Genomic DNA, 23,750 nt, shown 5'->3' with positions numbered 1-23,750 from the left:
AAGGGGCACGCCTCGGCAACGCCCCAAAATGACCGAGTGCCCGGCGATCAGCCGACGCGTGCCATGCAATGCTCGATCAACGCCTCCAGCTCGCGCTGGTAATCGTTCATCAACGCATCGATGGTGCCGGCGCGATAGCGCTGGCTGCTGTAGATGCAGCGCAAGGCCAACTGACCGTCATAGACCTGGCCGACAATTTCCAGCCAGTTACCCAGGTTCGCCTTCAGGCTGTAGTTGTCGCCGGTCTCCTCCAGTGCCGGCACCAGCAATGCCTGCTCGTCGAAGCTCTGGTCGAACTGCCCCAGGTAATTGAACGTGACGCGCGCCTGCGGCAGATCCGCCAGTTGCCGAGACACCTCGGCCCCCGCCAGATGGCGCAACACGCCGTAGCCGATGCCCTTCTGCGGAACCGCTGCCAATTGCGCCTGCACATCGACGATCGAGCGGCCGATGTCCTCGCTGTCCGGACGCAGACGTACCGGGAACATACTGGTGAACCAGCCCAGACTGCGGCTCAGGTCGAGGGTCTCGAACAGGTCTTCGCGACCATGCCCTTCGAGCAGGATCAGCGCCGACGGCTGCTGACTCCAGCGGCACAACGTGCGGCTGAGCGCCGACAGCAGCAGATCGTTGATCTGCGTGCCGTACACCGCTGGCGCCTGTTTGAGCAGTTGCTCGGTGTGCTCGCGTGACAGCTTGAGGCGCGCCTGCGCTTGTTGGCGCACGAGGTTTTTGCCGCGCGGGTTGTCGCACGGCAGATCGACACCCGGCTGATCCAATTGCTCCAGCCACCAGCCCAGTTCCTGCTCGGCAATCACTGGCGCCTGGGCCTGCAATGCCTCGGCAAACGAACGGTAGCTGCTGGTGCGAATCGGCAGCTGCGGTGGCAGCCCTTGCACGCAGGCTTCGTAGGCGACCTTCAAGTCGTCCAGCAGAATCCGCCACGACACCGTGTCGACCACCAGGTGATGGATCACCACCAGCAGTCGCGCCTGCCCCTCGGGCATGGCGACATGCATCACTCGCCAGACCGGCCCGGCGTCGAGTTTCAGGCTGCGCTGGGCGAGGTTGGCCAGCGTTTCGACCTGCTCGCTGTTCGCGGCTTCACGACGCCAGAGCAACGCTTCGCCCTGTTCATCGAGCTCACAGTAGCGTTGCACCCAGCGCCCGCCTTCGCGGGAGAAACGCAGACGCAACGAGTCGTGATGTTTTTCGATCCAGCCCAGCGCCTGCTCCAGAGCATCCAGATCCAGCGGCTGGCGCGCGCTCAGCAGCAGCGACTGGTTGTAGTGATGCGCCTCGGCCATGTCCTCGGCAAAGAACCACTCCTGAATCGGCAGCAGGTTGAACGTGCCCTCCGCTGCCACCTGCGTGAGGTCCGTCGCCGGTGGCTGGCCGCCCTCCTTCGCCACTTCCTGTTCGACGATGCCGGCGATGGTCTGATAGCGCATCAGATCGCGCAGTTTGAGCTCCATGTTCAGCGTCGGGTGGTTACGCACCCGGGAAATCACCTGCAGGCTCAGAATCGAGTCGCCGCCCAGTTCGAAGAAGTTGTCGCAGATGCCCACCTGCTCGACCTGCAACACCTGAGCCCAGATTTGCGCGAGCAAGGTTTCCTGCTCGTTGCGCGGAGCGACATATTCTTCGGTTTTGAACTCAGGTTCTGGCAACGCCTTGCGATCGAGTTTGCCGTTGGGTGTGACCGGGAAAGCGTCCAGGCAGACGATCTGCGCCGGCACCATGTATTCCGGCAACGACGCCCGCAGCCCGGCCTTGAGTTCATCGCCCATGTCCTGCCCGGCTTCGGTCACCACGTAACCGATCAGTTGTTTGCCCGACGCATTGTCCCGGGCGATCACCAGTGCATCGGTGACCGCCGGCAACTGTCGCAGACTCGCCTCGACTTCACCCAGTTCGATGCGGAAGCCGCGCACCTTGACCTGATGGTCGATGCGCCCGACGTAATCGACCACGCCGTCCGCACGCAGGCGCACCAGATCGCCGCTGCGATACAAGCGCTCACCCGCGGCGAACGGGTTCGGCACGAAGCGCTCGCAGGTCAGGTCGGGACGCCCGTGATACCCGCGGGCGACACCATAGCCACCGATGTACAACTCGCCGGCAAAACCTGGCGGCAACGGGTTCAGGTCTTCATCCAGCACGTACAGCGAACGCGCGCCAACGGCGCGGCCGATCGGCGCATACGCCGCTTCGCAATGCTGACTCACCGGGACTTTCCAGAGCATCGGCGTGACCACGGTTTCGGTCGGGCCATAGCCGTTGGTGAAGTATTCCGGACGCAGCGCCGCCTTGACCTGCTCGAACGTCTGATCCGGTACCGCGTCACCGCCAAAGCAATAGATGCGCACCGGTGGCGGCGCGATACCACTGGCGGCGGCGTATTCGGCCAACTGCTTGAGGTAGGCCGGCGGGAAGCAGGCAATGGTGATGCCGTATTCGTGCAACGCCTCGTAGGTCTGCTCCGGTGTCCACAGGCAACCGTCGCGAATCACCAGGCGACCGCCGCTGTACAAGGTGCTGAGCCAACGCTCATGGGCACCGTCGAAAGCGAACGACATGAAGTGCAGCTCGCAACTGCTGGCATCCATTTCATACAGCTCGGCAATCGCCTGGCAGTGCATGCTCAGCGGGCCTTGGGTCACCGCAACGCCTTTTGGCCGCCCGGTGGAACCGGAGGTGTAGACCAGATACGCCAGGCCTTGCTCGTGAACGCGGTTGTCGGGGGCGTGAGCGGCATAGCGGCGTTCATCGAGGTGATCGATTTCCAGACGCAGCAACCCCTGTGGCGCCGGCAACGTCGCACGCAGGCTGCTCTGGGTCAGCAGCAGCGCCATGCCCGAATCTTCGATCATGTACGCCAGACGCTCCGGTGGATACTCGATGTCCAGCGGCACGTACGCCGCACCGCTCTTGAGCACCGCGAGGAAGCTGACCACCATCTCCAGCGAGCGCGGCAAGGCGACGCCGATCACCACTTCCGGGCCGGCACCGTGTTCGATCAGGCAGTGAGCCAGACGATTGGCGCGCTGCTCGAGTTCGGCGTAGCTCAGGCTCATCCCCGCGCATTGCAAGGCAATGGCCTGCGGCTGTTGTTGCGCGTGGCGGCTGATCAACTCCGGCAACAACGCTGCCTGATGGCTGTGCGCCGGTTCGGCGCTCCAGGCCTGCGCCGCTTGCCATTGCTCGCGGCTCAGGCGCTGCAGGTTGCCAAGGCGCTCGTACGGCGCGGCCATCATCGCCGCGAGGGTGTTTTCCATGGTCTGGCGAATACCCAGAACCGCTTCGGCACTGAAGTGGCTGCGCAGATACAGGTATTCGATCGACAACTCGTCACCGAGCATCACCGCAAGGTCCATCGGCACGTTGGTCACGCCGTGGCCGATGGATTTGCCGAAGGTCAGGTCGGTGTCGTTTTCTTCTTGCAGGCGATCGTCGATCGGGAAGTTCTCGAACACCACAATGCTGTCGAACAGGGCCTGGCCGCCGAGGTTGGACCAGCGCTGTACGTCGGCCAGTGGCGCCTGGGAGTAATCGCGGATGTCGAGGTTATAGGCCTGCACTTCACCGAGCCAGTCGGCCACGCGCTGATGCGCTTGCGGCGTCTGAATGATCGGCAAGGTGTTGATGAACAGGCCGAGCATGTTGCCGACATTCGCCAGACTTTCCGGACGCCCCGACACCGTAGCGCCGAAGGTGACCGTCTGCTGCCCGGTGTAGCGTTGCAACAGCAGCAGCCACGCGCCCTGAATCAAGGTGTTGGGGGTGATGCGCAAGTCGCGACAGAACTGCAGCAATTGTTCGGTTTGCGCCTTGTCCCAGTTCGAGTAGATCGCATCGTGACCGGAAACATCGGCGCTGTGGCGCGGATGCATCGCCTGGCTCAGCGCCGTCGGCTCGTTGACCACGGCCAGACGCGCCTTCCAGAACAGCTCCTGAGCGTCCTGATCTTGCGCTTGCAACCAGGCGATGAAGTCGCGGTAACGACCGTTCTCGCCGATGATTTCGCCCTTGGCGTAATACTGCAAAACCTCGCCGAACAGGCGCGAACTGCTCCAGCCGTCCATCAGGATATGGTGGCTGGTCCAGATCATCTGGTATTGATCGTCGCTCAGGCGCAGCAGGGTCATCCGCTGCAAACGCGCCTCGGCCAGATCAAAACCGAGCGCGCGGTCATCGCTGGCGAACCGGGCAATCAGCTCTTCGCTGGTTTCCCGTTCACGCCAGTCGAGCACCTGCATCTGCAACGGGGCGTGGCGATGCACCACCTGCAACGGTTTCACCAGGCCATCCTGCCAATGGAAACTGGTCCGCAGAATCGCCTGCCGGACGATCACGAATTCCCACGCCTGACGGAAGCGCTCCACGTCCAGGCCCTTGATCGGCAGGCTGACCTGCTGGACGTAAAGGCTGCTGCCGTTGTCCGACAGCGTGTGGAAAAGCATGCCCTCCTGCATGGGCGACAGCGGGTAAACGTCCTCGATCATCTGCGCCGGTACCGGCAGCGCGTCGAGCTGCGCCTGATCCAGTTGGGCCAATGGATAATCCACTGCAGTGTCGCCCGCCGAGTCGTCATCCACCGAGACCACGGCCGCGAGTTTCTGCACGGTCTGCTGCTGGAACAGGTCTTTCGGGGTGAACCGAATCCCCTGCTGACGCGCGCGGCTGACCAGTTGAATCGAGATGATCGAATCGCCGCCGAGGGCGAAGAAGTTATCGGTGACGCCGACGCGTTCGATCTTGAGAATGTCCTGCCAGACGTCGGCCAGTTGTTGCTCCAGTGGCGTCGACGCTGCCACGTATTCACGTTGCGCCTGGCTGGCGTCCGGTGCGGGCAGAGCCTTGCGGTCAAGTTTGCCGTTTGGCGTCAGCGGCAGCTGCTCGAGGAACAGCCACTGCGCAGGCACCATGTAATCCGGCAGATGCGCCTTGAGTGCGAACTGCAACGCTTCACTCAGATCGTCCTGCTCCTTGAGGCTCAGGCCGCTGTCGCTCGGCACCACATACGCCACCAGTTGCTGCCCGCTATGGCCATCCACCGCCAGCACCACACCTTCGCGCACGCTGTCCTGGGCAAGCAGACGCGCTTCGATTTCACCCAGTTCGATGCGGAAACCACGCACCTTGACCTGATGGTCGATGCGTCCGACGTATTCAATCCGGCCGTCATCCGTGAAGCGGGTCAGGTCGCCGGTGCGGTACATGCGCTCGCCGCGGGTCGACAGCGGATTGGGCACGAAACGTTCGGCGGTCAGCCCCGGGCGGAACAGATAGCCGCGGGTGATGCCGTCGCCGGCCAGATACAGCTCGGCCGCCACGCCAATCGGCGCCGCCTGCAATTGGCCGTCGAGCAGGTACGCCGAGGTGTTGGCCAGCGGCCGGCCGATGTTCGCCTGACCACCGGCCTCGCGGCGGGTCCAGGTCGAATAGGTGGTGTCTTCCGACGGCCCGTACAGGTCATAGACGTGGGCCACCGAGGTTTCGCCATAGAGCGTGTCGACCAGGCCCTGCTTCAGCGGCTCGCCGGCGAGGTTGATGATGCGCACTCCGGGCGGAATGTGCCCGGCGCGTTGCAGCGCGGCAATCGCCGACGGCACGGTGTTGATCAGGCGCACCTGATCACGCTCCGGCAAGTCCGGCAGTTCCAGCGCATTGCGCGCCATGACGAGCGAACCGCCGCGCGCGAGGGTGACAAAAATCTCCCACACCGACAGGTCGAAGCACACCGACGTCGAGGCCAGCACGCCTTGCAGGTCGTCTTCACTGTAGACCTCGGCGGACCAGTGAATCAGCGCCTGCACGTTGCGATGGGCGATGGCCACGCCCTTCGGTTTGCCGGTGGAACCAGAGGTGTAGATCACGTAAGCCAGATTGGCGCTATCGCCCCGCGCCGGCAGATTGTCCGGCGACTGCCCGGCAAACGCCTGCCCACCCGCCTCGACCAACACCACTTGCGCATCGGTCTGCGGCAATTGCGCCAGCAGCGACTGTTGCGTCAGCAGGACTTTCGCCTGGCTGTCGTCGAGCATGTACGCGACCCGATCCGCCGGATAATCCGGGTCCAGCGGCACATAAGTGCCGCCGGCCTTGAGCACCGCCATCAGGCCGATCACCAGTTCCGCCGAACGCGGCATCGCCACGCCCACGCGGATTTCCGGGCCGACCCCGAGCGCCAGCAGATGACGGGCCAACTGGTTGGCACGTCGGTTGAGTTCGGCATAGCTCAGCGCCACACCGGCATGACTCAGTGCCTGCGCTTGCGGATGCATCGCCACCCGCGCTTCGAAGCTCTGCGAAATGAGGCGTTGCTCTGCATAGGCGGCGTGATTGTCGTTCCATTGCGCCAGGGTCTGACGTTCGGCCAGCGGCAACAGACCGATCTCGCCCAGGCAACGCTGCGGCGCTTCGAGGAACTGACGCAGCACCTCTTGCAGATGCGCCGCCAGGCCCAGCACGCTGCGCTCGGCGAAGTGTTCGGTGAGGTAGTTGAAGTCCAGATTCAACACGTCGCTGGCCCCGGCAATCAGGGTCAGGCCGTAGTTGGTTTGCTCGCGGTGTTCCAGACCGCCGAAACGCAACCCACCGGGGTTGGCCTCCAGCGCTTCGGAGACCGGGTAGTTTTCAAACACCAGCAAGGTGTCGAACAGCGCTTCGCCGCTCAGTTCGGCCAGACGCTGGATGTCCTGCAACGGGGTCTGCTCGTAGTCACGCAGCAGCAGGTTCTTGTCCTGCACGCTGCGCACCCAGTCGCCGACGCTGACGGTCGCCTGCGGGCTGGCGATCACCGGCAAGGTGTTGATGAACAGCCCCAATTGCTGCTCGATGCCCGGCAGATCCACCGGACGTCCCGACACGGTCGCGCCAAAGGCCACCGTGGCCTGCCCGGTGTAACGCTGCAACACCAGCAGCCACGCGGCTTGCACCAGACTGTTGAGGGTCACTTGCTGCTGACGCGAGAACGCGTTCAGGCGCCGGGTGAAAGCCGCATCGAAATGCAGACGATGCATCTGCTTGCCCGGACCCGGCACCGTAGCACCGTGGCAGGCCGAAGCCAGACGGGTCGGCGCCTCCAGCGCAGCCAGTTGCCCGCGCCAGAAATCCTGGGCGGCGGCTTTGTCCTGACCTTGCAGCCAGACCAGGAAATCGCGGTAGCGACCCTGCGCACTCGGCACCGGGTGACCGGCGTAATCCTGCAGCACCTCGCCGAACATCCGCGAGTTGCTCCAGCCGTCCATCAGAATGTGGTGGCAGGTGAAAATCAATCGATGACGTTCATCCGCAGTGCGCAACAGGCACAGGCGCAACAGCGGCGGATTCTGCAGATCAAAACCGCGCTCGCGGTCGGCCTGCGCTCGAGCCTCAAGCACCGCCGGCAGATCCGCCACACCGCGCACATCGACTTCCGGCATCTCCAGGGTCAACTGCCGATTGATCACTTGCAGCGGTGCATCGAGACCGTCGCGGCCCCAGATGAACCCGGCGCGCAGCACTTCATGGCGATCCACCACCCGCTGCCAGGCTTGCTGGAAACGCGCCACATCGAGGCCGTCGATGTCCAGCAGCATCTGGTAGACGTAGGCGCTGGCATCGGCGTCGTACAGGCTGTGGAACAGGATGCCCTGCTGCATCGGCGCCAGCGGATAGATGTCTTCGATACGCTGAGCGGCGATCGGCAGGCTGTCCAGATGCGCCTGGGACAACCCGGCCAGCGGCACGTCGGACGGCGTCAAACCACCGCTCGAATGGCTCAGGCAATGGTCGATCAACTCGCCCAGCGCCACTTCATAAGCGCGAGCCAGCGCATTGATCGTCGCCTCTTCGAACACGTCGCCGCTGTAGGTCCAGGTCAGGCTCAGCTGGCCCTGATAGACCCGGCCATCGATGGTCAGCCAGTTGGCCATCGGCGCGTTTTCATCCTGACCGGCGCCCTTGTCTTCGGTGGCCGGTACCCACAGGGCATCGGCGTCGAAGTTGTTGTCGAACTGGCCGAGGTAATTGAACGTGACTTTCGGTTGCGCCAGCCCGTTCAGTGCCGCTTGTGCCTCGGCGCTGCCCAGATGACGCAGCAAGCCATAACCGATGCCTTTGTCGGGGATCGCGCGCAGTTGCTCCTTGATGCCCTTGATCGACGCTTCGAGACTGGCGCCGGGGGTCAGGCGCACCGGGAACATGCTGGTGAACCAGCCCACCGTGCGGCTCAGGTCGACATCGTCGAACAGGTCTTCACGACCGTGACCTTCAAGCTGCACCAGCGCGCTGTCCGTGTTCGTCCACTGGCACAACACACGGGCCAGTGCCGTCAGCAGCAGATCATTGACCTGGGTGCGATAGACCGCGGGGGCCTGTTGCAACAACTGACGGGTACGTTCGGTATCCAGACGGGTGTCGACACTGCGCTCGAAACGGTTGCTCAATCGGCCTTGCGGGTTGTCCAGCGGCAGCTCGACCGAGACGTCGCGCAACTGCCCGCGCCAGTAGTCGAGTTGACTGTCCAGCGCCGCACTACGGGCATGGGCTTGCAGACGCTGCCCCCAATCCTTGAACGCGCTGGTCTTGGCCGGCAGCACCACAGCCTGCCCGCCGTTCAGTTGTTGATAGGCGGTTTGCAGATCTTCCAGCAGGATCCGCCACGACACGCCATCGACCACCAGGTGATGGATCACCAGCAGCAAGCGCTGGCTGGCGTCCGGCAGATCGACCAGCGCCGCACGCATCAGCGGGCCGTCGAGCAGATCGAGACTGCGCTGCAACTCCAGGCACAGCGCCGGCAATGCCGCACTGTCATCCAGCGTGACAGTGCGCAGCAACGCTTGCGCCTGATCCGCCGGCGCATGGCTCTGCTGCCAGCCATCGCCGGTCTGGCGATAACGCAGGCGCAGCGCGTCATGGTGCCGTTGCAGGTGCAGCAGCGCCTGTTCCAGCGGCGCCGCTTGCAGCGCCGTGGCCGGGGTCAGCAGGATCGACTGGTTCCAGTGATGCCGCGCCGGGATATCGCTGTTGAAGAAGTAATGCTGAATCGGCGTCAGAACCGCATCGCCGAGCACGTCGCCCTGTTGCGTCTGCACCGCATCGCTCTGTTGCGCGACGGTTGCCAGACGCTGCACGGTCTGGTGCTGGAAGATGTCTTTGGGGGTGAAGCGAATACCCGCCTGACGGGCGCGACTGACCACCTGAATCGAAATGATCGAATCGCCGCCCAGCTCGAAGAAATTGTCGTTGAGACCGACGCGCTCGACCTTCAACACGTCCTGCCAGATATCGGCCAGACGCTGTTCCAGTTCGTTGCGCGGTGCGGCGTAGGCTTCCTGCACCTGGGCGACGTCCGGCTGCGGCAGTTGCTTGCGATCAAGCTTGCCGTTGGCCGTCAGCGGCAGACGCTCGAGGAACGCCCAACTGACCGGAACCATGTAATCGGGCAGCGATTCGCGCAAATGTGCCTTGATCGAATCGCGCAGCGCGCCCTGCCCTTCGGCATCCAGCGCCTCGTTGGCGACGATCCAGGTTGCCAGTTGCTGACCACTGAGACCGTCGACCGCCAGCACCACCGCTTCCCGCACTGCGGGGTGCTTGAGCAGTTGCGCTTCGATTTCTCCCAGCTCGATTCGGAAACCGCGGATCTTCACCTGATGGTCGATGCGGCCGATGTATTCGATCACACCATCGCCGCGCAACCGCGCCAGGTCACCGGTGCGATACAGGCGTTGACCGGCCTGCAGATTGAACGGGTCCGGAACAAACCGCGTCGCGCTCATGCCGGCCTGATTCAGATAACCACGGGCCAGACCAGCGCCGGCGATGTACAGCTCGCCGATGCAGCCTTGCGGCACCAGGTTCAGCGCGTTGTCGAGCAAATACCACGACAGGTCGACGATCGGCTCGCCAATCGGGCTGCTGTGGCTCTGCTGCAAGTCGGCCAGCGACAATGGCCGGTAGGTCACGTGCACGGTGGTTTCGGTGATGCCGTACATGTTGATCAGCGTTGGCGCGCGGTCGCCGAAACGTTCGAACCACGGGCGCAGGCTCTGCACTTCGAGGGCCTCGCCACCGAACACCACATAACGCAGGGTGTTATCGCGCGACGACTCGCTGGCCACCTGCACCAACGGCTTGAATGCCGATGGCGTCTGGTTCAGCACGGTGACGTTTTCATCGCACAGCAGGCTGTAGAAATCTTCCGGGGAACGGCTGACGTCGTGGGGCACCACCACCAGTTTGCCGCCGTAGAGCAGCGCACCGAAAATCTCCCAGACCGAGAAGTCGAAGGCGTAGGAATGGAACAGCGTCCAGCTGTCCTGCGGGCCGAAATCGAACCAGTTTTCAGTGGCACTGAACAGACGAATGACGTTGCTGTGCGGCAACAAAGCGCCCTTCGGTTTGCCGGTGGAGCCCGAGGTGTAGATGACGTAGGCCAGATTGTCCGGCGTGGTCAGGCACACCGGGTTGCTGTCGCGGCTGCCTGCGACTGGCTGGTTCAGATCCAGGCAGGTCAATCCCGCTGGCACCGGCAATTGCGCCAGCAGATGACCCTGGGTCAGCAGCAATCCGATGCCGCTGTCCGCGATCATGTAGCTCAGCCGATCATCCGGGTAACCCGGGTCCAGTGGCACATACGCGCCACCGGCCTTCAGCACCGCGAGGATGGCGACGATCATGTCCAGCGAACGCTCGACAGCAACACCGACGCGCACGTCCGGGCCGACGCCACGGTCGATCAGCACGTGCGCCCACTGGTTGGCACGGCGATTGAGCTCGGCGTAGGTCAGACGCTGCCCGTCAAAGGTCACCGCGATCGCTTCAGGATGACGTTCAGCCTGGGCTTCGATGACTTGATGAATGCACTGCTCGACCGTTTGTTCCACCCGTACCGGATTCCACTGCGCGAGCAATTGTTGCTGCTGGCCGTCATCGAGCATCGGCAGTTGCCCGATACGCTGGCCCGGCTCGGCGACGATCGCCCGCAACAACGCACTCCAGTGTTGCGCCAGGCGCTCGATGGTCGCGGCGTCGAACAGATCCGTGGCGTACTTGAGCACGGCTTCGATGCCGTGAGCCTGCTCGGTGGTGTTCAGGGTCAAGTCGAACTGCGCAGTCTGGCTTTGCCATTCCAGCGGTTCGATGCTCAGGCCGTTGAGGCGGGTTTCGACGCTTGCGCGGCGTTCGGCCTGGTGGTTGAACATCACCTGGAACAATGGGCTGTGGCTCAGGCTGCGCCCCGGTTCCAGCGCTTCGACCAATTGCTCGAACGGCAAGTCCTGATGGGCCTGGGCTTCCTGCGCGGTCTGTTTGACCTGACGCAGCAGATCGACAAACGGCATCTGCCCGTCGATGTCAGCCTTGAGCACCTGAGTGTTGACGAAGAAGCCGATCAGACGCTCGATTTCCACCCGCCCACGGTTGGCCACCGGCACGCCGACGCGGATGTCGGCCTGCCCGCTGTAGCGGTGCAGCAACGCCTGGAACGAGGCCAGCAACACCACGAACAGGGTCACGTTTTCCTGACGGGCGAACGCCTTGAGCGCATCGCTCAGCGCCGGATCGAGAATCAGGTTGTGACTGGCCCCGGCAAAGCTTTGCTCGATGGAACGCGGACGATCCATCGGCAGTTCCAGCACCGGCTGCTCACCGCCCAGCTTCTCTTGCCAATACGCCAGTTGCCGCTCTTGCTCACCGGCCTCCATCCACTGCCGCTGCCACAGGGCGTAATCGGCGTATTGAATCGGCAACGCCGGCAGACCGGCGGCGTGCCCGAGATTGAAACCGGCGTACAGCTGCACCAGTTCCTCGATCATCACTTGCAGCGACCAGCCATCGGAAACAATGTGGTGCAGGGTCAGCACCAGGACATGGTCATTCGGGGTGACCTGCAGCAACGCCGCGCGCAACAGCGGGCCATGCTCCAGGTCGAAAGTTTTCTGGCTCTGGGTCTGCACGAACGCCTGAATGGACGCTTCAGGGTCGTTCGCCGACTCAGCGCTCAGTTGCTGGATCTCCAGTGCAAAGGCGCCTGCGGGCAGGACCACTTGCAAGGGTTGTCCGGTTTCCTGGGTGAACACCGTGCGCAAGGTTTCGTGTCGTTCGATCAGCGCCTGGACGCTGCGCTCCAGCGCGGATACATCCAGCGGCCCCTGCAAACGCAGGGCCGTCGGAATGTTGTAGGCCGCGCTGTGCGGCGCCCACTGCCAGAGAAACCACTGGCGTTGCTGGGCGTAGGACAGCAGCAACGGCTCTTCAGCCGTGCGCTTGAAAACCGGGGCAATGTCAAAGAGGTTGACGCCTTTCTGCTTGAGCAGAACCGCCAGAGCCTTTCTTTGCTTAGCCGAAAGTTGTCCTACCGACTCGATTAACTCTTGCACGCGTTTTTCCCTCTCAAGAAATCAGTTTTTCCAGATCATCGAGGGATAGACGTTTGAGGGCCTCCAGGGATTTAGCCAATTCATCCTGAACGGGCGACATTTCGACACGCAGTGCCTCGATCCGCGCACAGAACGCCTTGAGGGTATCGGTTTCAAACAACGCCTTGAGCGGCACCTTGTCACCCAGACGTTCCTTGATCCGGGTCACCACCAGCGTGGCCAGCAACGAGTGCCCGCCGAGCTGGAAGAAATTGTCCGCCAGCCCGACGCGCTCGACCTCCAGCACCTCCTGCCAGACCGTCGCCACTTCCCACTGCAGATCGGTCTGTGGCGCCTGATACTGCTGCTGCGCCGGACTGTCGCCCAGGGTCATCAGCGCCTTGCGATCCAGCTTGCCGTTAGGCGTCAGCGGGATGGCGTCAATCAGGTGCAAGTGCCCCGGCACCATGTGCGCCGGCAGGCGCGCGGCCAGAGCACTGCGCAAGCGTTCCGCCAATGCGACCTGATCGCTCACCGGCTGCGCCGGCACGACGTAGGCGTGCAGGTGTTTACCGGCCGCACCGTCCTGGGCGAGCACCACCGCTTCAGCAATGTCCGCCTGCTCCAACAGCCGCGCCTCGATCTCGCTGAGTTCGATACGGAACCCGCGAATCTTCACTTGATGGTCGGCGCGGCCAATGTATTCGATGTTGCCGTCACTGCCCTGGCGCACCAGGTCGCCGCTGCGGTACAGCCGTTCGCCGTTGCTGGCGTAAGGGTTCGGCACAAAGCGTTCGGCGGTCAGCGCGGCCTTCATCAGGTAGCCACGGGTCACGCCGGCACCGCCCAGGTACAGCTCGGCCGGCACGCCTTCAGGCAGCACCTGCAACTGACTGTCGAGCATGTACGCGACGGTGTTTTCCAGCGGCCGGCCGATGTTTGCCTGCCCCTGTGGCGTACGCAGGGTGAAGGTCGAATACGTGGTGTCTTCCGACGGCCCATACAGGTCGTAGACCTGCTGCACCGAGGTGCTCGCGTACAAGGTATCCACCAGACTTTGCTTGAGCGGTTCACCGGCCAGGTTGATGGTCTTGACCGAGCGCGGAATCTGCCCGGCACGTTGCAGCGCGGCAATCGCCGACGGCACCGTGTTGATCAAGGTGACCTGTTCGCGGCCCGGCAGATCGGCCAGTGCCAGTGCGTTGTCCGCCAGTACCAGACATCCGCCGCAGGCCAGCGTGACGAAGATTTCCCAGACCGACAGGTCGAAGCAGATCGACGTCGACGCCAGCACACCGCGCAGTTGTTCTGCGCGATACACACCCGCCGACCACTGAATCAGCGCCGACAGGTTGCCGTGGGTAATCGCCACGCCTTTCGGCTTGCCGGTGGAACCCGAGGTGTAGATGACATATGCCAGATTCTGCGCCGTCACTTTCACCAACGGGGCGGTAGACGGGAACTCGCAGAGCGCGTCCTCATCCACCAGCACTACCTGCGCACTCAACGCTTCGGGCAGCATCGCCTGCGCCGCGGGTTCGGTGAGCAGCACGGCGGCGTGGCTGTCGTCGAGCATGTGCAGCAAACGTTCCTGCGGGTAGTCCGGATCCAGCGGCACATAAGCGCCACCGGCCTTGAGGATCGCCAGCAGGCCCACGAGCATGTCCGGGGTACGACGCATGCACACGCCCACGCGCACTTCCGGCCCGACACCCAAGGTTTGCAGTTTGTGCGCCAGACGATTGGCCCGGGTATCGAGGCTCTGGTAATCGATCGATTGCTCGGCGAACACCACGGCCTGCGCCTGTGGTTGCCGCTGCAGCTGCGCGGCGACGTGTTCCAGCACCGTGCGAGTGTCCGTCGCGGTGACGGCAGCCTTGCCCCAATTGATCGCCTCTTCGCGCTGCGGCGCTGCGAGCAATTGCAACGCGCCCAGTGGCTGAGCGGCATCGGCGAGGAACTGCGTCAGCAGGCTTTCCAGCTGCGCACTCAAGGCAACGACTGTGTTCGCGGCGAAACTGGCCTGATCGTAACTGATCCCCAGACTCAGCTCGCGACCGGTGATCGCCACCAGCGTCAGTGGGTAGTTGGTCTGTTCCTGACGACGAATCGCCGAGAACGTCAGGCCGGTGGCCGGGCCTTGTTGCAGGGCTTCGGCCATCGGGTAGTTTTCGAACACCAGTAGGCTGTCGAACAACGCCCCGGCACCGGTTCCCGCCCAACGCTGAATGTCGTAGAGCGGCGTATGTTCGTGCTCGCGCAACGCCAGATTGAGTCCCTGCACCTGTTGCAACCACTGACTGACGACGATTTCCGCGAACGGCGCCGCCACCACCGGCAGGGTGTTGATGAACAGACCGATCTGCTGCTCGACACCCGGCAGGTCGGTGGGACGTCCGGCAACGGTGGCACCGAACGCCACGTTGTCCTGACCGGTGTAACGCTGCAACAGCACCAGCCACGCCGCCTGCACCAGCGTATTGAGGGTGACTTTCTGCTCGCGGGCAAAACGGTTCAGGTCGGCGGTCAACGCCGCGCTGAACACATGCTCGTGGTCGGCGTAACCGACTGCCGCCAGCGGCGCGCCCGACACGGCGCCGGCCAGTCGCGTCGGCTCTTCCAGGTCGGCCAGCGCCGCCGTCCAGAACGCGCGGCTGGCCTGCTGATCACGCTGGCCGAGCCACTCGATGTAGTCGCGATAGCGCCCCTGGGGCGCGGCCGGGGCCAGACCGGCGTAGCGCTGCAACACTTCGCCGAACAACTGCGAGGTGCTCCAGCCATCCATCAGGATGTGATGACAGGTGTAGATCAAGTGATGCGTCGCTTCGTCGGTGCGCACCAGCGTCACCCGCAACAGCGGCGCGGCGGTCAGGTCGAACCCGCTGGCAAGATCGTTGCTGGCCAGTTGTTCCAGCGCTGCGCCGAGGTCAGCCCGGCCACGCCAATCCTCGACCTGCCATGGCATCTGCACGTGGTGCCGCACCACTTGCACCGCCGCGGCGGCATCCTGCGGCCAGATGAATGCGCTGCGCAGAATCTCGTGGGCCTCAACGGTGTGCTGCCAGGCCTGACGGAAGCGCTCGGCGTCCAGTTGTTGCACGTCGACACGCAACTGGTTGGTGTACGCCGGGCTGTCTGGATCGTTGACGCTATGGAACAGGATGCCTTGCTGCATCGGCGATAACGGGTACAGATCGACGATGTCACGGGCCGGGATTGGCAGTGCCGACAGCTGTGCCTGGGTCAAGGTCGCCAGACTGAAGTCCGACGGCGTGACGCCTGCTTCACCGCTGTCGCAGCAGTGCTCGATCAAACGCTCCAGCTCACGCCGATAGGCTTCGGCCAGCGCCGCGATGGTTTCTGCGCGGTACATACCCGTGCCGAAGGTCCAGGTCAGTTCCAGTTCACCGCCGTACACCTGACCGTCGATGCTCAGCCAGTTGCCCAACGGTGCAGCGGCGTCCTGATTGGCGCCGGTGCTTTCGCCACTTGGCACGAACAGCGCGCCCTCGTCAGCGCTGAAGGCACCGTCGAACTGGCCCAGATAGTTGAACGTCACGCGCGGCTGCGGCAATTCCCGCAGCTCGGCGCGTCGGCTCAGATATCGCAGCACGCCATAACCGATGCCTTTGCCCGGCACCGCACGCAGTTGTTCCTTGATCGCACACAGGGAGGCGCCCGGATTCACATCCGGGGTCAGGCGTACCGGGAACAGGCTGCTGAACCAGCCGACCGTGCGACTCAGATCGACCTCGTCGAACAGATCTTCGCGCCCGTGCCCTTCGAGCTGAATCAATACCGAAGGCTGTGCGCTCCAGTCGCACAACACCCGCGCCAGCGCGGTCAGCAGCAGATCGTTGATTTGCGTGCGATACGCCGCGGGAGCGACTTTGAGCAGCTTGTGGGTCAGTGCCTGACCCAGGCGCGAACTGGCCCGGGCCGCCTCGGCACGGGTCTGACTGTCCTGCGGGAAATCTCGCGGCAGTTGTGCGTCGCCCGCCTCCAGGGTTGCGCGCCAGTAGTCGCTCTCGGCAGCCAGCGCCTCGCTTTGCGCATACCGCTGCAGATGTTCGGCCCAGCTCTGCAGCGACGTGCTCTTACCCGCCAGAACCAGCGGCGTGCCGGCGGCGAGCGCGGTATAAGCGTGCTGCAGATCCTCCAGCAGAATGCGCCAGGACACCCCGTCGACCACCAGGTGATGAATGACCAGCAACAGGCGTTGCTCAGCGTGCGGCAGGTTCACCAGCACCGCACGCAGCAAGCGTCCCTGTTGCAGATCGAGGCTGCGCTGGGCTTCGTCAGCGAGTGCTGGCAACGCCGCCAGACTGTCCAGCTCGCGCAGCCACAACAACTCCGGATCACGCTGGGTCTGCGCCAGTGCCTGCCACGTATCGCCCGAGCACTGGAAATTCAGCGCGAGTGCATCGTGCTGTTCGACCAGTGCCGCCAACGCAGAGCGCAGGTGATTGGCGTCAAGGGTGCTGGTCGGTTGCAACATGACCGACTGGTTCCAGTGTTGACGCTGGGCAATGTCGGTCTCGAAGAAGCGTGCCTGAATCGGCAACAACGGCAGCGGCCCACGATTCGGCTGTGCCGTGGCCGCCACCGGTTTGGCTTCGATCAGCCTGGCCACCGAAGCCAACTGGCCAATGGTCTGTTTTTCGAACAGTTGCTTGGGGCTCAGCTTGATCCCTTGGCGCTTGGCCCGGGCAATGATCTGCAGGCTGAGGATGGAGTCACCGCCCAGCTCGAAGAAGTTGTCGCTGGTGCCCACGCGCTCAAGCTTGAGCACTTCGGCCCAGATTGCCGCCAGCTTCTCCTCGACCTCTCCCACCGGCGCAACGAAATGCTGCGTGACCACGCCCGGCACCGGCAAGGCACGCTTGTCGAGTTTGCCATTGGCCGTCAGCGGCAGTTGCTCCAGCAGCACAATCTGCGCCGGCACCATGTACTCCGGCAGGCACGCCTGCAACTGCTCGCGCAGAGCGTGTGCCTGCAAGGTCGCAGCGGCCGCCGGCACACACCACGCCACCAGTTGCAGGCGCGCCGGATCGTCATCCAGGGCCAGGGCGAGCACCGCCGCCTCACTGACGCCGTCAAGGCCGAGCAGCACCCGCGCGACTTCCGCCGGTTCGACGCGATAACCACGCACCTTGACCTGATCGTCGGCGCGACCGATGAACTCCACCGCTTGCTGACGATTGCGCCGCACCCGGTCACCACTGCGATAAACCCGCGCACCCGGGGCGCCGAACGGATCAGGCAGGAAGCGCTCGGCAGTCAGACCCGGTTGCCCGAGATACCCCAGCGCCACGCTGTCACCACCGATGTACAACTCGCCGGCCACCTGATCGGCGACATTGTTCAGCACATCGTCGACGATGTAGACCTGCGCACCGCTCAGCGCGGTGCCGACCGGAACGCTGCGCGCGTCGGCCGCCAGCTCACTGACCTCGTGGGTCAGCACACCGACCGTGGTTTCGCTCGGCCCGTAGTGGTTGATGATGCGGCACTCCGGCTTGAGCTGACGCACGCGTTCCAGCAGTGCCGGCGAGCAGGCTTCGCCGCCGACGATCAGCGCCTGCGCCGGCAGCACATCGGCGGCGCGGCCAGCCTGCAACAACGCCGCCAGGTGCCCCGGGACGATTTTCAGCATGCCCACTTGATGCGTAGCCATGTACTCGGCAAATCGATCCGGGTCGAAACCCAATTCCTCCGGCAATACGTGCAACAGGCGACCGGAACACAGCGCGCCGAACAACACCGTGAAGCCCAGATCCGCCGCAATGGTCGACACCAGCGCCATGCTGGTGTCCGGCGTCGGCGCCAGGCGCTCCAGCACCGCGCGCACGTAACTGCCCAGCGCCCCGTGACTGACCAGCACGCCCTTGGGTTGCCCGGTGGAACCGGAGGTGTGAATCACATACGCCGGGGACTGCGCAAACAGTGGCACCACCGGGCTGACATCCGCCTCCTGCTGCCACTGTTGCGGGGCATACGCGAGCCCCTGACAACCGTCGACCGCCAGCGCGGACACCCGCGCATCCCCTTGTGCACACAACAGCAGGCGCGCGCCGGCATTGCCGAGCATCTGCTGCAAGCGCGCGTTCGGCGCCTTCACGTCCAGCGGCATGTACACCGCTCCGACCTTGAAGATCGCCAGCACACAGGTCAGCCAGTCCAGCGAACGCTCCAACAGCACCGCTACCGCTTGGCCGGGGCTGATGCCCTGCGCCAGCAGATGATGGGCCAGACGATTGGCGGCCTGGTCCAGCGCCTGAAAACTCAGGGTCTGATGCAGGTCGCGCGCAGCCAGTGCTTCGGGCTGTTGCGTCACTTGACGATCCCACTGCTGCAACACTGACAACGCCGGTTCGCCCGGTGCTGCGAGCACCACCGGAGCCCGCGTGGCGACGCTGTGCAACGGCGCTTGCGGTGCCTTGAGCAATTCGCCGAACAGACCGAGTAACGCCGGCACAAATCCCTCGACGGTTTGTGCGCGATAAAGGTCGCTGGCATAGGTCAGCTGGCCGTGGATCAGCGTGCCGTCGTCGGTGATGTCCAGCGCCAGATCAAAGTGGGTGCCGTCCTTGTCCAGCGGATACTCGGCCACGCTCAGCCCCGGCAGGCTCATCGAGCGCTGTTTCTGCATACCGACGTTCTGGTTGAACTTGGCCTGGAACAGCGGGTTGTGGCCCAGGGTTCGTTCCGCCACCAATTCGTCCACCAGTTGCTCGAATGGCAGTTCCTGATGCGCCTGCGCGCCGAACGCCGCCTCGCGCACCTGCGCCAGCAAGTCTTCGAAACTGCCGCACTCATCGATCTCGCAACGCAACACCTGGGTGTTGACGAAGAAACCGATCAACCCTTCGACTTCGGCACGGCCACGATTGGCATTCGGCACGCCGACGCGAATGTCGCGCTGCCCGGCCTGACGCGAGAGGAACAGCGAGAAACCCGCCAGCACCAGCATGAACAGACTGATGCCCTTGCTGCGGGCAAATGCATTGAGTTGCAGGGACAACCGGGCACCGAAATCAAAGCTCAGGGTCCGGCCTGCGAAGCTTTGCGTCAGGGGCCGGGCAAAGTCCGGCGCCACTTCCAGCAGCGGATGTTCCTCACCGAGTTGCTGGCGCCAGTAATCGAGTTGACGCTCGCCCTCGCCGGCTTCCAGCCAGCGCCGCTGCCAGATCGCATAGTCGGCGTATTGCAACGGCAGCGCCGGCAACTGCGGCTCGCGCTGAAGACTGAAGGCCTGATAACACTGGACGAATTCCTTGACCATCACGTCCATCGACCAACCGTCGGAGACGATGTGGTGCATGCTCACCACCAGCACGAATTCCTCTTCGGCCAGAGCAAACAGACTCGCACGCAGCAACGGTCCATGGCGCAAATCGAACGGTCGCGCGGTGGCTGTCTGCACCTGTTGCGCCAAGGCCGGCTCGCGCTGCGAAGCCGCGAGGCCGGTCAGGTCAATGCGTTCCAGAGCGATCGGTTGCGGCTTGAGAATCACCTGCTGCGGCTGATCGCCGTCGGTGTGGAACACGGTGCGCAGCACTTCGTGGCGCGCGACCAGATGATCGAAAGAGCGTTGCAGCGCCGATTCGTCCAGGCGTCCTTTCAGGCGCAGGCCGGCAGCCATGTTGTACGCGGCGCTCTGCGGTTCGAGTTGCCAGAGAAACAGCAGGCGTTGCTGAGCGAACGACAACGGTATCGGCGTGACCTCGTGACGACTGACCGGCAGCGGCAACAGGCTGAAGTCCTTGCCGTCCTCGCGCAGTCTGGCCAGAAACTGTCGACGCTGCTCCAGCGGCAAACCGACGAATCTTTTAGCGATACGCTCCGCCATGGTGCCGCTCATACTTCCTCTCCTTCCAAAGCATTCATGAACTGATCCATGTCGGACCAGTCGTCATCCGTTGCACTGTCCGCCCGTTGCGCCAGCACCGCCGCCAGATCGGCCAGCAACGGTTTTTCGAACAGGCTGCGCAGTGGCAAGACCACGCCCAATTGAGTTTTGATGCGCGCGATCACCTGCGCCGCCAACAGCGAATGGCCGCCCAGTTCAAAAAAGTGATCATCCAGACCGATCCGCGACACTTGCAGGACCTCGGCCCAGATTTGCGCCAGGCACTGCTCGGTGTCGGTTTGCGGCGCGCGATAGTCGCCTTGCAACTGGCTCGCATCCGGCGCCGGCAAGGCCTTGCGGTCGAGCTTGCCGCTCGGTGTCAGCGGCAGATTCGGCAACAACAGCAAATGCCCCGGCACCATGTAGTCCGGCAGATGGGCTTGCAGCGCGGTGCGGATTTGCTGGCGGAACGCCGACTGGGTGGCGGCGCTTTCCAGCACGGCGTGCTCGCCGACCACGTACGCCACCAGTTGTTGGCCGCCACTGAGCGGCACCGCCAGAACCACCGCCTCGCGAATGCCCGGGCACTGTTGCAGGCGCGACTCGATTTCGCCCAGCTCGATGCGGAAACCGCGGATCTTCACTTGATGGTCGACTCGGCCGACATACTCCAGCGCGCCATCGGCGCGCAGTCGGGCACGGTCCCCGGTGCGGTACAGACGCTGCCCTGCGGCGAACGGGTCGGCGATAAAGCGCTCGGCACTGAGCATCGGCTGACGGTGATAACCACGGGCCAGGCCTGGGCCACCGATGTACAACTCGCCCACCGCACCTTGCGGCAGCAGGTTCAAATCATCGTCCAGCACGTACAGACGCCGGGCATCGAGACCCTTGCCAATCGGGATGCCGCGCCAGGACACGGCGTCTGCCGTCAGTGCACTGCAATCATGAATAGTCGAAACCACCGTGGCTTCGGTCGGACCGTAGGTGTTGAGCAACCGCACATGCCCCAGCCCGGCCTGTTGCCACAGACGCAAACCGTCCACCGCCATCGCCTCGCCACCGACGTGGAGCTGTCGCAGCGCGCCAAAACCGGCCGGCGGTTGCGCTGCATATTCCTGTACCAGCCAATACCAGTACGCGGCCGGCAGGTCAGCCAGGGTGATGCCGTGATCGACAATCACCTGACGCAACGTTGCGCTGTCCCACAATGGCGCATCGCGCAGCACCACAGCGGCGCCATGGCACAACGGCGGGAAGAACTGCTCGACAAACCCGTCGAAGCTGCTGGTGGCGAACTGCAGGACCCGGTCACCTTCGCGCAGGTCGCTGTAATCGATGGCGCGCTCGATGAATTCACTCAGTGCGCCGTGACTGACCGCCACGCCTTTCGGCCGTCCGGTGGAACCGGAGGTGTAGATCACGTAGGCAAGATTCTGCGGCGCGACCGTTAACGACAGGTTGTCGGCCGAAGTCTCACCGGACAATTGCTCCAGACACAGGCACTCGACAGCCTCCAGCGCCGGCAGGCTGGCAAGGCTGGCGCTGTCGGTCAGCAGCAGTTTCAAGCCACTGTCATCCAGCACGTGACGTAACCGTTCAGCCGGGGTTTGCGGGTCCAGCGGCACATAGGCGCCGCCCGCCTTGAGCACGGCCAGCAACGCCACCGCCAGCTCCAGCGAGCGCCCCAACGCCACACCGACCAGCACGTCCGGGCCGACACCGCGTGCGCGCAGCTGATGCGCCAGGCGATTGCTGCGCGCATTGAGTTCGGCATAGGTCAGTGACGGTGACGGCGCGGTGGCGAGGATCACGGCCGTTGCCTGCGGCGTGCGTGCCACTTGTGCCTCGAACAGGTTTTGCACGCTGGCGAAACGCGGCGCCGCAGCAGTGGCCTGAATCAGTTGCGCGCGCTCGGCATCTGCCAGCAGCGCGACTTCGCCGATGACCTGCTGCGGGTCGCGGCAGACGGATTCAAGAATGTTGCGCCAATGCCCGGCCATCGCGGCGATGGTCTCGGCATCAAAAATATCGGTGGCGTACGTGAAGGCGGCGAACAGCTGCTCGCCTTCTTCGCGGGTATCGAGCATCAAATCGCTGGTGGCCGCATGTTGCCGAGCGCTGCCGGCCAGTTGCTCTTGCGTCAGATAACCCACCTGCAGACCCGATTCCAACTGCACGTGCTGCAAGTCGGTCACCAGCGGCTGATGGTTGAACATCACCTGAAACAGCGGATTGTGGCTTTGGCTACGCGCCGGTTGCAGGGCCTCGATCAAGGCGTCGAACGGCAGCTCTTGATGAACCTGCGCGCCGAGTGCGGCCTCGCGCAGCCGCTGCAACAGCTCGATGAAACGGGTTTGCGCGGTGACTTCGCTGCGCAGGATCTGGGTGTTGACGAAGAAGCCGATCAGCCCTTCCGTTTCGCTGCGGGTGCGGTTGGCAATCAGGCCGCCGACGCGAATGTCGGTCTGCCCGCTGTAGCGATGCAACAACGTCTTGAACGCCGCGAGCAGCACCACGAACAGGGTCACGCCCTGACGCTGGGCAAGGCTTTTCAGCTCCTGACGCAGCGCCGCATCAATGACCGTTTCCAGACGCGCGCCCTGGTGACTCGATTGTGCCGGATAAGCGCGGTCGGTCGGCAACTCCAGGACCGGATGCTCGTCGCCCAATTGTGCGCGCCAGTAGTCCAGTTGCCGTTCGCGCTCACCTGCCTCCAGCCAGCTGCGCTGCCACAGCGCGTAATCGCGGTAATGCACGGTCAGCGCCGGCAACGATGGTTCGCGCCCCGCCACCAGCGCATCGTAGGTACGCATGAACTCGTCGATGAGAATATTCATCGACCAGCCATCGGCAATGATGTGGTGCAAGGTCAGCAGGAGCACATGCTCCTGCTCGGCCAGACGCAACAGGCGCAGGCTCAGCAGCGGGCCGTTTTGCAGATCGAACGCCTGCGTGGCTTCAGCCATCATGTGCTGTTGCGCGAGCGGCCAGCGCTGCTGTTCGGGCACGGCGCTCAAATCGGTGAGGGGCAGTTGCAGCGCCTGCGGCTCGGCCACACGCTGAAAGGCACGCTCGCCGACCTGACCGAAGGTGGTGCGCAGACATTCGTGCCGCGCGACCAGCAGGCTGAACGCCTGCTCCAGCGCTTGCACCTGCAACGCGCCGTTCAGACGCACGGCCATCGGCAGGTTGTAGGCAGCACTTTGCGGATCCAGTTGCCAGAGAAACCACATCCGTTGCTGGGCGTAGGACAGGCCGTCACGCTCGGCGATCCCGTCACAGGCGGTCATGGGAAGCTGCGCAAAATCGATGCCTTCGCGGGCCATGCCGGCGAGAAACAAACGGCGTTTGTCCTGCGGCAGTTCGATAAAGCGGCGGGCTAGTTTCTGTGCGTCTGCGGCATTCATGCATTGGGTCCTTGCTGATCGGCGGCGTGACCAGGAGGCCCGGTCGTATCAACAAGAACGAATGACAAACGCAATGATTTAGCGCGCTGGCGCAACAGCGCCCCGGCGGTCAGCCGTGCCGACGCACAAACGCCGAAG

General features: G+C 63.8%; 3 protein-coding genes. All 3 read right to left on the bottom strand.

Annotated features, from left to right (window positions below; genetic code table 11):
• Nucleotides 1–47 precede the first annotated feature (47 nt).
• The 3 genes from ACVHNU_RS06110 to ACVHNU_RS06100 are packed head-to-tail and all read right to left on the bottom strand — an operon-like array spanning nucleotide 48 to nucleotide 23,612.
• Nucleotides 48–12,371 (bottom strand): non-ribosomal peptide synthase/polyketide synthase, encoded by a 12,324-nt coding sequence (locus ACVHNU_RS06110; RefSeq protein WP_473019213.1) that lies wholly within the window; start codon nucleotides 12,369–12,371, stop codon nucleotides 48–50.
• Nucleotides 12,372–12,384: 13 nt separating this feature from the next.
• On the bottom strand, nucleotides 12,385–20,214 hold the full coding sequence (locus ACVHNU_RS06105; RefSeq protein ID WP_473019212.1) for an amino acid adenylation domain-containing protein: 7,830 nt from the start codon (nucleotides 20,212–20,214) through the stop codon (nucleotides 12,385–12,387).
• The gene (locus ACVHNU_RS06100) at nucleotides 20,211–23,612 is read right to left on the bottom strand and encodes an amino acid adenylation domain-containing protein (protein ID WP_473019211.1); all 3,402 of its coding nucleotides are present in this window, start codon (nucleotides 23,610–23,612) and stop codon (nucleotides 20,211–20,213) included. The genes ACVHNU_RS06105 and ACVHNU_RS06100 overlap by 4 nt, the downstream gene beginning before the upstream one ends.
• Between the last annotated feature and the right edge of the window lie 138 nt (nucleotides 23,613–23,750).

It is taken from the genome of Pseudomonas sp. Ors-4-3C (genome assembly GCF_055755035.1).
The sequence above is the reverse complement of the archived record's forward strand: the minus strand, read 5'-3'. Positions and strand labels throughout refer to the sequence as shown.

Coding starts and splice junctions, on each gene's coding strand:
- ACVHNU_RS06100 (WP_473019211.1), bottom strand. CDS start 23,612: ATGAATGCCGCAGACGCACAGAAACTAGCCCGCCGCTTTATCGAACTG.
- ACVHNU_RS06105 (WP_473019212.1), bottom strand. CDS start 20,214: ATGAGCGGCACCATGGCGGAGCGTATCGCTAAAAGATTCGTCGGTTTG.